This window comes from Lewinellaceae bacterium, assembly GCA_020636135.1.
Taxonomy (GTDB): domain Bacteria; phylum Bacteroidota; class Bacteroidia; order Chitinophagales; family Saprospiraceae; genus JAGQXC01.
In genome coordinates, this window is the sequence record JACJYK010000001.1 from 1,530,275 (window position 1) to 1,543,709 (window position 13,435).

Consider the following 13,435-nt stretch of genomic DNA (forward strand, 5'->3'; position numbering starts at 1 on the left):
AGAAAATTCATCCCAGTATACCCTTTACCTTCCTCACTACTTCATCCATCTCATTCATCGTGTTATAATGAGAGAAACTGAACCGGATGGTTTTGTAATCCGGGTCAGCACCGATGCCCTCCAGGACATGGGATGCAGCTTCGGCGCCGGAGGTGCAGGCACTTCCCCCGGAGGCACAGATGCCGGCAATATCCAATTGCAATAACAAGAGTTCATTCTTGGGATGAGGGGGAAAGGCAATGCTGAGGACTGTGTAAAGTGTGTTGTCCAGACCATCCCCGTTTAAATATGCGCCGGGGAATGCCAACAACAACTGATCAGCCAGGTAGCGACGTAAACCATCGATGTGTTTCTGGCGTGCATACCGGTCGTTGATGTATAATTCCAAAGCCTTGGCCAGGCCGACGATGTAAGCGATATTTTCAGTGCCGCTACGCATGGTTCGCTCCTGGGAACCGCCATCAATCAGAGGATTGATCTTCACATCTCCGTTGATGTACATAAACCCGATGCCCTTGGGGCCGTGAAACTTATGCGCCGACCCGGCAAGAAACGTCACCGGCATCTCCCGGACCGACAATGGATATTTTGCAATGGACTGAACGGTGTCCGGCAGGAAATATGCACCGGCTTCCTGGCACATTGCGCTGATCTCACGGATCGGTGTCAAGGTGCCGATTTCATTATTGGCATGCATCAGGGTGACCAGAGTGGGGAGGTTGTGGTTTCTCAGCAAGTTTCGCAAAACATCCAGATCCGGTAATCCTGTTTTGGAAACCGGCAAATACTCAACGTCAATGCCAAAATCGCGTTTCACCGCTTCCACGCTATGTAGTGTACAGTGATGCTCGATGGGACTGGTTATGATCCGCTGCACCCCCAGATCCAGAATGCTTCGCTTGATCGCTGTATTGATGGATTCAGTACCACAGGAAGTGAAAAAGACTTCGCCGATCGAAGCTTCCAGATAATGGGCTACCGTCTTCCGGGCTTGTTCGATGGCGGTGCGGGCCTTACGACCTTCGGCATGGATGCTGGAAGGATTGCCATAGTTGGTGGTCAACCAGGGCTTCATGGCCTCAAAGACTTCCGGGCTGATGGGCGTGGTGGCCGCATTGTCGACGTAGATCATGATAAAACGCCTTTTACCTGATCCACCAAAGCCTGAGCTGCCGGGAGCGTTGGAGCTTCGGCATAAACCCGCAAGATGGGCTCGGTATTGGATGCCCGGATCTGTACCCATCGATCGGGCCATTCCACCTTGATGCCGTCGATCTCGTTTAACAGATCGTTCCTGAAGTGATCACGTACTCTCTGCAGCACCTGCGATTTATCCAGGCTTCCGTCCAGTTCGATACGGTCTTTTACCATCTCATAAGGTGGATAGGTGGCTTTCAGGGCTTTAAGATCGGTGTTGCGTTCGGTGAGTAAGGCCAGGATAAAGGCAATTCCGACCAGGGCATCCCGGCCATAGTGCAGATCCGGGTAGATAATACCTCCGTTACCTTCACCCCCGATGACGGCATTCACTTCTTTCATTTTGGTCACCACATTGACTTCACCCACAGCAGCCGAATAATAGGTTTGATCGTGTGCTTCGGTCACATCCTTTAAAGCAAGGCTGGAAGAGACGTTGGAAACGGTGGCTCCCGGTGTATGTCCCAGAATAAAGTCAGCCGCAGCAACCAGGGTGTATTCTTCCCCGAACATAGAACCGTCCGGGCATACCAGGGCCAGTCGGTCAACATCAGGATCCACGGATATGCCGAAGTCGGCCTTTTGATCGATCACTGCCTGACTCAGATCCGTCAGGTGGTGGGGCAGGGGCTCGGGGTTGTGGGCAAAATGTCCGGTAGGTTCGCCGTGAATGAGCTGTACTTCACATCCCAGTTTCTCCAATAAAGGTGGCAGTGCCAGGCTTCCGGTAGAATTCACCGGGTCGACCACAACTTTGAATTGACGTTTTTTGATCTCTGCCACTGGTATTAATGGCAGGGACAAAATGGCCGTAATGTGTTTTTCGATGGCATCTTTTTTAGGAATACGAGCTCCTATTTGTTCGACAGGAACAAAATGCATCTTCCGGGTTGCTATGTATTCCAAAACCTCGGCGCCATCGGCAGCGCTGATAAATTCTCCTTTGTCGTTCAGAAATTTCAGGGCATTCCATTGGGCCGGATTATGACTTGCAGTAAGGATGATACCAGCACCGGCTTTTTCATCGGTGACTGCCATCTCAACGGTCGGAGTGGTCGAGAGATCCAGGTCAATGACCTCAATTCCAAGGGCCATCAGGGTCTGAACCACCAGTTCCTGAACCATTTTTCCTGAAATCCTTGCATCCCGGCCAACCACAACCCGGGCAATACCCGTCCGGTCCAGGGTCCACTGGCCAAAAGCTGCCGTACACTCAACGATGTCTATGGGTGTGAAATTTTCACCTACCGGTCCGCCTATCGTACCACGGATACCTGAGATGGATTTAATCAATGTCATGTTTGTGTTTTTTCAGCGGCGTAAAGATAGTGTTTCCAGCGTGTATAAAAGTTCAGGTGTTGCCTTGTTCAAAGAAGGAATGTGGTGTAATGGTGTTGTGGTGTTGTGGTGTTGTGGTATTGTGGTGTCGGGATGGATTGTAAGATGTTCAATTTGTGATTTCGTTGGAATAGGGAAACGGACTTCTGAAATCAATTCTCTACATTCGCTGCTATGTGGGAGTTATTGCAGCATATGGACGAAACCCTGTTTCACTGGGTGAACCGGGGATGGTCCTCCGGGTTACTGGATTTCTGGATGCCCTTGGTGCGCAATAAATACTTCTGGCTGCCGCTCTATGTCTTTCTGATCGCCTATGTCCTGATGAATCGCTCCAAACCCTGGTGGTTCTTGTTTTGCATCGGGATCCTGATCGTTTCCTCCGACACCTTGAGCAGCAAAGTGTTTAAACCGGTCTTCAAGCGTCTCCGCCCCTGCAATAATACTGAAATGATAGTGGTCCAACGCGTGCCCTGCGGCAGTGGTTATAGTTTTACTTCATCCCATGCCAGCAACCATTTTGCACTTTCCACGTTCTTATTTCTGGCCCTGGCAAGCTGGCCCTTGTGGGTGCGCAGTCTGTTGATGTTGTGGGCGTTAAATGTGGCTATTGCTCAGGTCTACGTCGGCGTCCATTATCCTTTCGATGTGCTGATGGGATCGTTGACGGGAATGGTTATCGGTTGGGCCGTATACCGGTACTTATTTTTAAAACGAAGCGAAACATCTGATGAACTGGCTGGTATTGATCGGTAGTGTCTGGCTGGGTGGCTTATTGGGTCTTACGGCTGATTTTATCCGGCAGACCATCTGGCCAAAGATTTTCCTCAGCTTTGGCGGTGCTTACCTCCTGGGAGTTTCATTTTTAGTATTGCTCCCAATGGTCTATCAGGGATCTGCTGCAACGGTAGGAGTTTGGGTACTGGTTGGTTTTTTGATCCAGATCTTTCTGGAGTATTTCTCCCAGGGCATCGAACATGGCCATATGCATCTTCACGAACATGGCAAGGGAAGCATTATAGTTTCCGTCATGTTTGGCCTCTGTGTACACGCCTACCTGGAGGGATTTCCGCTTGATTATTTATCGCATGGTCATGAACACGAACATCTGCTGGGATCGAGTTATCTGTGGGGATTGGCATTTCATAAGTTCCCGGCAGCCTTTGCGTTGGTGACTATTTGCAAGGGGCATCACCTGAAACGTCAGACTATCCTGATCTGCCTGACCATTTTTTCATTGATGTCTCCACTAGGGTATTTAACCGGGGGGATGCTGGATGTAGCACCATATTTACCGCAGATCAACGCATTGGTGGTGGGTTTGTTCCTGCATATTGCGACGACAATTTTGTTCGAAATGTCACCTTCGCACCGTGCCATTTCCCTTTACCGGCTGATTGCTATCCTCGCTGGCTTCGTGCTGGTTTACCTTACTCAATAGTTATAATGACAAATTAGGGTCGGTCTGATGGGCCAACAGGTCCTGAAAGGTCTCCCGCTCTCGGATCAGATAAGCTTTGCCATCCAAAACCATCACCTCTGCCGGAAGCAATCGTGAATTGTAATGTGAGGCCATCGAAAAGCAATAAGCTCCTGCATTGCGCATGCAAAGAATATCTCCCACCTGGATCTGTGCGATCTTGCGGTTGTAGGCAAAGGTGTCTGTTTCACAGATGTATCCGACAACAGTATAAAGCCTGGGTTTACCATCCGGGTTCGAAACATTTTCAATCTCATGGTGTGAACCATACATCATCGGTCTGCCCAAATGCTGGAATCCCGAGTCAACTCCTGCAAATACTGTCGAAGTTGTCTGTTTGATCAGGTTGGTCCTGACCAGGAAATACCCGGATTCCGAGACCAGAAACTTCCCGGGCTCAAAGACCAGGGTAAGTTCCCTGCCGTATTCTTTACAGAATTTACGGAAGCGTTTTCCCAGCTCTTTGCCAAATTCTTCAATGTCGGTTTCGTAATCCTCAGGTTTGTATTTCACCTTGAATCCACTACCGAAGTCGATGTATTCCAGGTCAGGAAATTCCTTAGCTACGTTCAGCAGGATTTCTGCAGCCTGGAGAAATACGTCAACATCCAGGATATCTGAGCCCGTGTGCATGTGTACTCCTTTGATCCGGATCCCTAGATTATCCGTGAGGCGGCGTACCAGTGGCATCTGATGGAATGAGATACCAAATTTCGAATCGATGTGACCTACAGAGATTTTCTGGTTGCCTCCTGCCATGACATGAGGATTGACCCGGATACCGATCTCCAGGTTCTCAAACTCATGACCGAGAGCTTCAAGCATCTCAATGTTGTCAATATTCATTGGGATCCCCATGGCTTTTACCTGGCGTATCTCATCGATGGCAACCATGTTGGGGGTGTACATGATCCGGTCCTTCGTGAATCCTGCATGCAATCCAAGCTCCACCTCGCCGATTGAGACGGCATCCAGACAGCTGCCCAGGTGATTCATGTAGCGCAGAACGCTGACATTTGACAAGGCCTTGAGGGCATAATTAATACGCAGCTCCGGTACCTCAAATGCCTTTTGCATGCGTTGAAACTGGCGTTTGATAATGCCTGCATCGTATACATACAAAGGTAAACCGTAGTCATCGGCCAATTGCTTAGCGGATATACCGCCAATCGAGAATGTTTCCTTCATTGCTTGAGCGATTCTGGATGTAAAGATTACATTTTATCTGTAAAGAAGGATTTGCTTTTATCTTTTGAAAATTTCTCGGCATTGAATGAGTCGGATTGGCCTTTGGGGATGGATAGAGACTTCCAATGGGATCCCGCCAGGGATTTAGACAAAAAAACGATCTGACCGGTATGATAGGCATAGTGAGCCAATTGCCGTTGGAAGGCTTCCAGCACGGTATGTCCTTCATTGCGGATGTACACGATAGCATCCAGCGGATGTCCGCGTGCCTGATCAATTGCCGTAAAGACTGTAATCCAGGCAGATTCCCACTCATGTAAAAGCTGTGACTTTCCGAGGGCGGGATCCAAAAATTCCGACTCCCGGTCCCGCCAGGATTTCTCTCCGTCCGAGGTGAAAAAGTCAGTAAATCGCGACCGCATGTTGCCGATCATATGCTGGAGGATAATGGCTACACTGTTGTCTTCCGGATGTATTTTCTGGTGAAACTGGTGATCATCGATTTGATGAATGGCCTTCTCAGCCATGGATTTATAATAGTGGAACAGTTTTTCCACAGTGTCGAGATAATTTACTGCTTCCATGTATTGAAAATTTATGGTTTGTGACCGGCCATGGCTATCCATTCTCCTTCCTGATTCATCCAATCCCAGTGAATGTCGGGGTAGGCTTTACGGATGGCCCGGTCATCACCGGAAAGGATACCGCTTACCACCATGTGGCCGCCTGCGCGTACGGCATTTGATAATTTGACCGAATGCATCTGCAATACATCCAGGTTGACATTGGCAATCACCACATCAAAAAGATCGTCTCCGATCACTTCCGCGGAGCCCTGTCTGGCCGTCATTGCTGCCTGGTTTCGCAGTGCGTTGGACTGCATGCTTTCAACAGCTTCAGGCCGGATGTCGATCCCGACTATAGTTCGTGCGCCAAGACGGCGGGCCACGATGCCGAGGATACCAGTACCGGCACCAAAATCCAACACAGAAGATTCGGTCAGATCCCGATAGCGTAGCCAAGAAAGGATCAGACGGGTGGTTTCATGATGACCGGTCCCGAAAGCGTTTGCCGGGTTGATGATCAGTTCGTGCTCAAAGTTTAGGTCTGCAGGAGGATGGAATTCTGCCCGGATATACATCCAGTTGTCCAGTATGACCGGATCGAACTGGGATTCCCAGACCGCGTTCCAGTTTTGATCCTTCAGTTGTTCCATTCTAAAGGTGAAACTGGTGTTTTCTTTCAGGTTGTTTAGGAATGATGTAAAGGTGTTTTTCTGATCCTCTGGCACATAGAAACCCATCGAACCTGCTCTTTCTTCCATGCCGGTGACTTCCGGACGTAGGCTAATTTCCGCATGAATCCGTTCCAAATACCTGGAATCCGCCACGATCCAATAAACCAGAAAATCCATTATCCGTAGATTTCTTTCCGGTTAGCTTTTAGGGTGTTCATCAGAAGAGACGTTATGGTCATCGGACCTACGCCACCGGGAACGGGAGTAATGTAGCTGCATTTTGGAGCGACTGCATCGTAATCGACGTCACCTACCAGCCGGGTTCCCTTGGGAGCGGATGGATCAATAATGCGATTCATGCCGACATCGATAACAACGGCTCCTTCTTTCACCATGTCAGCGGTTACGAACATGGGGCGACCCATGGCAACTACCAGAACATCAGCGCGCCGGCAGAGCTCCTTGATGTTTTGGGTCATACTGTGACATAAAATGACCGTTGCATTACCTGGATTGGCTTTGCGTGAAAGCAACAGACTAACCGGTGTGCCGACGATATTGGAGCGGCCAATGACAACACATTCTTTACCGGCCACATCAATATTGTACCGGTCCAGCATCTGCATAATTCCAAAGGGGGTAGCTGGAAGATAGGCCGGCAGCCCAATGGTCATTCGACCCACATTCATCGGGTGGAATCCGTCGACATCCTTGTTTGGGTCAATAGCCAGGGTTACTTTGATTTCATCGATGTGTTTGGGTAATGGGAGCTGTACGATGAATCCGTCCACATCGTCATTGTGATTGAGGTCATAGACAATCTGCATCAGCTCCTGTTCGGTGATGGAGGCATCTTTTCGGATCAGGGTGGACTTGAAGCCTACCAGCTCACATGCTTTTACCTTATTGCGGACATACACCTGAGATGCCGGATCATCACCTACCAGCACGGCTGCCAGGTGCGGTTGTTTTCCACCGTTGTCCATGATTTCCTTTACTTGTTTGGCAATGTCTTTTTTGATCTCCTGTGAGAGCCATTTTCCATCCAATAATTCCATTTCTATCCCTTTTTTTGTGGTGCACAAAGGTACGTGATTTTTTATCCCGACAACGGCTTACCATACTGTAAAACCTGAATTTTCGGTGAGAAACAATGAGTGGAAAAGCTGCGGGTATTACAATCTGAAGATGAATTTGTGCAAGGCATGATAGACTTCATGCATAGGCAGACCCATGATGTTGCTGTAGCTTCCATCAATGCGTATGATCTTATTCCAGCCGATCCAGTCCTGGATTCCATAGGAGCCCGCTTTGTCCATCGGGTGGTAATGATCGACGTAAAATTCAATCTCTTCCGGTGTCAGCTTGCTGAAAGTTACCGATGATTGTACGGAAAATGCGTGGGTACGGTCAGGTTGATGCAGGCATACGCCACTGACGACCGTATGGGTCTCTCCGGATAACCTGGTGAGCATGTGGATGGCATCCGCCCGGTCCTTTGGCTTGCCAATGATCTCACCCTGTAAAAGGACTACACAATCCGCCGCAAGGATCAGATCACAGTCGCCGATCCCAGGTAGTGCGTGACGGGCTTTCTGAATTGCCAGGTATTCAGGCGCTTCGTATTGATCCATATCCGGCGGAATAATCTCGTCGTATGCATTTGGGATCAACCGAAATTGAAATCCACCCTGTTTTAAAAGGTATTGCCGGCGTGGAGATTGTGAAGCCAGTCCTATCGTAAACGTTTTCATCCATTCCATACTTCCATCCATTTGAAGATCCATAACATGAACAATCCGGCAGTCAGATGCCACTTAAGCCATTGCTGGGCCTGGTGAAAATCCTTATAAATAGTGCATTTCATCGCGATAGCCAGCGTAGGTAAGGCTATCAGCGCGATTCCTGCCCAGGTGACAAATTTCACCCGGAAAAAGAGTAAGCCCAGAAAAACGACCAGACCTAGGAGATAAAGCGAACCAATGATCAAAGCATATCTTCTCCCGGAGGCAACACCAAAACGTACCGGAAAGGTGGAACATCCACCGTTGCGATCTCCGGATTCATCTTCCAGGTCTTTGACGATCTCCCGGTACCAGGTAGCGCCAAAGCTAAAAAACAAATACCAGAGGAATAAAAAGCGGATCCGTTCAGGGAATTCCAGGCTCCAGGGCAGTCCTGGTTCCCGCACCAGAAACATAGCCGGCAGGCAAGCAGCAAAAAAAGCCATCAACAGGTTACCGGAAAGTGGCTGACACTTGAGCCGGGTGGCATAAAACCACAAACCCACGGGCCCAAGCCAGAGCAGCCAGATAAGTGCATGATAATGATAGCTTTGCCAAAGCAAAAACCAGGAAATCAACGTTAAACTCTGTCCGGCAGTAAATGCGATCCATAACGCCTTGCGGGAAATGACACCCCTGATCAGCGGAGACCTCCGGTCATTGGCACGGTCTATCGCTTCGTCGTATAAGTCATTAATGATGTAACCGGCAATCATCATTCCGGTACTGAAACCGATAAATTCCAGAAACTGAAGACTGGAAACCAGAGCTCTGGCGACAGGTATCGGCTGTATCAGGATGTAGTAAATGGACCATTCAGCGAAAATTGCCAGAAAAATATTTAGAGGCCGGATATGATGCAGCACTGATTTTGCATTAGTATAGAGGAATACATCCTGGTTGCAAAGGATGTATTTTGAATACATTTAACACTTCACGACCAGATTTATATCATAAAAATCAAAACTAAAACTTTGTTGTAAAAGTAATTTAGTAGAAATTGACCGATTGAAGCCTGCAGCGAATGGAAGAAACCACACAAGCGATAAAAGAACTCAATTACAAGTTCCGTGAGATCAGGATCTATTCATCCACAGAATGGCTGGCTGATAACAGAAAGAAGTATCGCCAGGTCTTTGATCGTTTTGATACCACTTTTGTCTATGTAGAGCTCTCATTCTACAATAAGCTTTTCGATCGTGACAACTGGGAGGCAGAGGTTGTCCTGCGCTGTATTTCAACGCAACGGTCGAAAAAAGAAGTTTGCAACCTGCAGTTTGTCCGCAAGATCAATAAATACGACCCCGTCATCTACATCCGGGAAGGCTGGGGAAATAAGAAAGAAGGCGCTTTCTGGAAAAAAGGCACTTACTTCTGGGAGGCCTATATCGACGGAGAGAAAGTGGGGACCAAATACTTTTATGTTGAGGATGCCGGCCATGCCTTTGATAGCTTCAGCAATCCTTACTTCAAGCTCCATTCCCTGAAACTTTACGAAGGTCCTTATGATGATGTCAATGAGCTGGACCGGACTTACTATACGGTATTCCATGCCGAGGAGACTCGCTACATCTATGCAGAGGCGACGTTTGACAACCTGATGATCGACCGCAACTGGCAGTTCGAGCTCTTCTTCAAGTTTTTCAACGAGGCGCAAGAGCTTAAGGGCCAGGTGGTTCGGTTGCTCGAGGTTAAAGAAGATGAAGAATACATCAAGGTGACGGCAGGGTGGGGAGCCAATATGAAAAATACCTGGCGTCCGGGAAGCTATTCGGTGGCCATCACGTTCATGGATTATCTCGTAGCCCGGCTTCCCTTCGAAGTGGATTATGACTTTGAAGAAGGTGTGAATCCGGTCTACCTGCCCAATGAGCAGAACCCATTGCACCTGATGCCGGAAGAAAACATGAACCTCACTTTTGAAGAGGTTTTGGCCCGGCTGGATGCATTGATCGGGTTGCAAAAAATTAAGAACCAGGTCCGTGAACATGCGCAGTACATCCAGTTTGTGAAGCTGCGACGTGAGAAGGGATTTGAAGAAAAAGAAGGCATCAACATCCATTCCGTGTTCACCGGAAACCCCGGTACCGGAAAGACCACCGTTGCAAAGATGATGGGTCTCCTCTATAAAAAGATGGGGCTGTTGACTAAAGGTCATGTGCATGAAGTGGATCGTGTGGATCTGGTAGGTGAATACATTGGTCAGACAGCTCCCAAAGTGCGCGAGGCCATTGAGAAAGCCCGGGGCGGTGTGTTATTCATAGATGAGGCCTATGCCCTGGCACGCGCCAACGATGACAGCAAGGATTTTGGTCGTGAAGTCATCGAATTACTGGTCAAGGAGATGAGTGACGGACCCGGTGATTTGGCAGTGATCGTAGCAGGCTACCCCAAGGAAATGCAATATTTTCTTAAGTCTAATCCCGGACTTAGATCGCGCTTCAAGATATTCCTTGACTTCGCGGACTATCTGCCCCAGGAGCTCTCTGCCATTGCCGATTATGCCGCCCGGGAAAAAGAAGTGACCTTGGCGGATGATGCCAAAGAGTTGATTGACCATATGATCACCGAAGCCTACCGTGCACGGGATAATTCCTTTGGTAATGCACGCTATGTACATGATTTGATTGATAAAGCTAAGATCCAGATGGCGCTCCGGGTGATGGATGTCCAAAATCCGTACCAACTGACACCGGCAGAACTGGAGGTGATCTCACTGTCCGACGTGGAAAAAATTAAGGTTGCAGCTACACGCCGGGTGCCTAACATCCCAATCGATGAAGAATTACTGGCTAGTTCGCTTACCGCACTGGAAGCGCTGGTTGGGTTGAAAGAAGTTAAAAAGGAAATTCTGGACCTGGTCAACATTGTCCGCTATTACCGACGGCTGGAGAAGGATGTTCTGAATAATTTCTTCCTGCATACGGTCTTTGTAGGAAATCCGGGAACCGGTAAGACGACAGTGGCCCGTATTTTAACCCAACTCAACAAAGCCCTCGGTATACTGGAAAAAGGACACATGGTCGAAACGGACCGGCAGGGCCTGGTTGCAGGATTTGTGGGACAGACCGCTATCAAGACTGCCGAGAAAATCGATGAGGCAAAAGGGGGCGTTCTGTTTATTGATGAGGCTTATGCCCTTACCACATCGCATCCCCAATCCGGTGATTATGGTCAGGAAGCTATCCAGACATTGTTAAAGCGCATGGAGGACGACCGCGGTGTATTTTTCGTCTTTGTGGCAGGTTATCCGGACAATATGGAGCGATTCCTTAAGGCTAACCCGGGTTTAAGTTCACGATTCGACAAGATCCTCAAGTTTGAAGATTACGATCCGGATGAACTCAGGGAGATTGCCATTAAGATGGTTCATGATAAAGGATTGAAATTCAGGGATGATGCACTTGAATACCTGCATGAACAATTCAAACAACTGCATTCCAAACGGGATCGATATTTTGGTAATGCCCGCGCTGTCAGGCAGGCAATTCTTGAGGCCATCAAATTCCAAAACCTTCGCCTGGCCGCGATCGATAATCCTAAGCCGGAATTATTGCCGTTCATAGAACTGGAAGATCTAAAGCAAGTCAACCTGGATCTCACGCAAGCCATTAACAAGCAATCCGCAATAGGGTTTAAACGCTGACCAGCGTTAATTTGTCCATCATATACTTTGCAATACGGTCCACGGTTTCCACCGCGTAGGAATTGAAACCAGGTGTATGGAAGCTGGGACCGGCGCGTCCAAAATCAGGAGCCCCCAGCCGTAAAACTCAATAACCATGACCCGGTCAAATCCTTTGATCAGGCTTTGCCAGGCCCGGTACATACCCGCCGACCACCGGATATCATCGACAATGATTAGTGCCTGCCTGGCCAGGTGAGGCCGGATAATCTGGAAATAGGCCATCGTGGCTTCATAGCTGTGATTGGCGTCCAGATGAACAACATCGATCGGAGTCAACTGCTGAACAAGTATTGACAGCCGGTCTTCAATTTTGTCCGGATAAAAAGTGATATTCTGTAACTCCAGTTTGCCAATAACTTCTTGTGCATAGTCAACCAATGCCGGATCACCCTCCATGGTATGCAGTTGAGCGTTGGTAACAGGAGAAGCCAGATATGCTGCAGAGAACCCTAGTGCGGTACCCAGTTCAAGGATAGTGCCTGGCTTTTTCCAATTCATCAACCGGAAATAGCCTTCTCCACGCTCCCGGCTGATGGTGGCCTTTTGAGCGAAATGACCGATGGAGATGGTTTCATTCCGCTGCCCGGTGCCGTAATCGGTCCGTTTAATGATGGTGTTGTCATGGAGTGTCGCTTGCCTCAGCTTTTCGATAGCCCGGAATGCATAATATTCCTTGTCATGGGCCTGGATCAGCCCGATCAACTGATAGCCCAGGGGACTGTGGATCTGATAGACGGTACGGGCTTGCCGGTAGAATCTGAGGGTGGCTAAAATTGTCCAAAAAAGCTTGAGCATGTTAAGGTTATCCTATTTAAGAGGGATGTGATACTTTTTAAAAGATTGTATCCGTCTACAATCAAAATTCGAATCATGCGATTGCAAGTTAGTATTTGTCTGTTGATCCTGCAGATCCCATTGTTTAGCCAAGCTTATTTTACCTCCGGCGGCGTACGTCTGGGAACCGAAAATGGGTTAACGGTGAAACAAAGGATCTTAAAGCACTCCACCGTTGAACTCGGCATTTTGTCCGGGTTCAAGACCGACTACTTGTCCATGGGACTGGATTATCATCGTCACTATCCCATATTTATCAAGAACCTGAATTTGTATACCGGTATTGGTTTGGTCGCCCAGCGTTTTCAACCGCAGGCCGACCTGGAGTCCGTCTCCAAGCGGCATGGGATAACATTTACAGGAGGAATTGAGGCGACTCTGGGCCGTGTTAACGTTGCCTGGGATTACAAGCCTATGTTCTTTTTAGGGAATACAGACCGATTATTTGCTTCAAACAGTGGTATCAGTATCCGGTATGTATTCGTACGCAATAAGGATATTAAGAAATGGGAAAAGCAAAAAAATAAGAATAAGCGCAAAAACAACGAGCCCTTGTTCGGGCGAAATAAAAGGTCCCGGTAAGTTCAATGAATACCTGGAATTTGAATAAGGTTTCCCGAAAGTCTGCTAAAATATTAGAATATTTATTTATATAAAGCGATGCTGTTTGTACCTTTAGATGCGAATCA

13 protein-coding genes are annotated in these 13,435 nt (G+C 48.3%); 4 read left to right on the plus strand and 9 right to left on the minus strand.

The annotated features are described in order from the left end of the window. Positions 1-7 precede the first annotated feature (7 nt). Together H6570_05725 and glmM are read right to left on the minus strand one after the other, a co-directional pair. Positions 8-1,132 (minus strand): cysteine desulfurase, encoded by a 1,125-nt coding sequence (locus H6570_05725; protein ID MCB9318760.1) that lies wholly within the window; start codon positions 1,130-1,132, stop codon positions 8-10. Further along, positions 1,129-2,496, minus strand: coding sequence for a phosphoglucosamine mutase (gene glmM, locus H6570_05730; protein ID MCB9318761.1), 1,368 nt, complete (start codon positions 2,494-2,496; stop codon positions 1,129-1,131). Before glmM ends, H6570_05725 begins: the two co-directional genes overlap by 4 nt. A gap of 213 nt (positions 2,497-2,709) precedes the next feature. Here glmM and H6570_05735 point away from each other — a divergent pair, with 213 nt between their 5' ends. Beyond that, complete coding sequence (locus tag H6570_05735) at positions 2,710-3,291, plus strand: phosphatase PAP2 family protein (protein ID MCB9318762.1); 582 nt, start codon at positions 2,710-2,712, stop codon at positions 3,289-3,291. After that, on the plus strand, positions 3,266-3,976 hold the full coding sequence (locus tag H6570_05740) for a ZIP family metal transporter (GenBank protein MCB9318763.1): 711 nt from the start codon (positions 3,266-3,268) through the stop codon (positions 3,974-3,976). Before H6570_05735 ends, H6570_05740 begins: the two co-directional genes overlap by 26 nt. Here H6570_05740 and lysA read toward each other — a convergent pair whose 3' ends face one another. From lysA to H6570_05770, 6 genes are all read right to left on the minus strand, one after another. Then, entirely contained in the window at positions 3,977-5,203 is a 1,227-nt protein-coding gene (gene lysA / locus H6570_05745; GenBank protein MCB9318764.1) for a diaminopimelate decarboxylase, read from the minus strand. It lies immediately after the preceding gene. A 26-nt stretch (positions 5,204-5,229) separates the two neighbouring features. Continuing rightward, the gene (locus H6570_05750) at positions 5,230-5,787 is read right to left on the minus strand and encodes a DUF1572 family protein (protein ID MCB9318765.1); all 558 of its coding nucleotides are present in this window, start codon (positions 5,785-5,787) and stop codon (positions 5,230-5,232) included. A gap of 11 nt (positions 5,788-5,798) precedes the next feature. Continuing rightward, a complete protein-coding gene (prmA, locus tag H6570_05755) occupies positions 5,799-6,617 on the minus strand; it encodes a 50S ribosomal protein L11 methyltransferase (protein ID MCB9318766.1) in 819 nt (272 codons plus the stop codon). Further along, on the minus strand, positions 6,617-7,498 hold the full coding sequence (gene folD, locus H6570_05760; protein MCB9318767.1) for a bifunctional methylenetetrahydrofolate dehydrogenase/methenyltetrahydrofolate cyclohydrolase FolD: 882 nt from the start codon (positions 7,496-7,498) through the stop codon (positions 6,617-6,619). The genes prmA and folD overlap by 1 nt, the downstream gene beginning before the upstream one ends. Positions 7,499-7,615: 117 nt before the next feature. Beyond that, positions 7,616-8,203 carry a septum formation protein Maf gene (gene maf, locus H6570_05765; protein MCB9318768.1) on the minus strand — a complete coding sequence of 196 codons (588 nt, stop codon included), beginning with the start codon at positions 8,201-8,203 and terminating at the stop codon, positions 7,616-7,618. Then, complete coding sequence (locus H6570_05770; protein ID MCB9318769.1) at positions 8,191-9,090, minus strand: UbiA family prenyltransferase; 900 nt, start codon at positions 9,088-9,090, stop codon at positions 8,191-8,193. Before H6570_05770 ends, maf begins: the two co-directional genes overlap by 13 nt. A gap of 158 nt (positions 9,091-9,248) precedes the next feature. Here H6570_05770 and H6570_05775 point away from each other — a divergent pair, with 158 nt between their 5' ends. Beyond that, positions 9,249-11,870, plus strand: a complete 2,622-nt coding sequence (locus H6570_05775) for an AAA family ATPase (protein ID MCB9318770.1) — start codon at positions 9,249-9,251, stop codon at positions 11,868-11,870. An 18-nt stretch (positions 11,871-11,888) separates the two neighbouring features. Here the strand turns inward: H6570_05775 and H6570_05780 are convergent, their stop codons facing one another. Continuing rightward, positions 11,889-12,707 (minus strand): class I SAM-dependent methyltransferase, encoded by an 819-nt coding sequence (locus H6570_05780; GenBank protein MCB9318771.1) that lies wholly within the window; start codon positions 12,705-12,707, stop codon positions 11,889-11,891. A 75-nt stretch (positions 12,708-12,782) separates the two neighbouring features. Here H6570_05780 and H6570_05785 point away from each other — a divergent pair, with 75 nt between their 5' ends. Next, complete coding sequence (locus tag H6570_05785; protein MCB9318772.1) at positions 12,783-13,328, plus strand: hypothetical protein; 546 nt, start codon at positions 12,783-12,785, stop codon at positions 13,326-13,328. Positions 13,329-13,435: the final 107 nt, after the last annotated feature.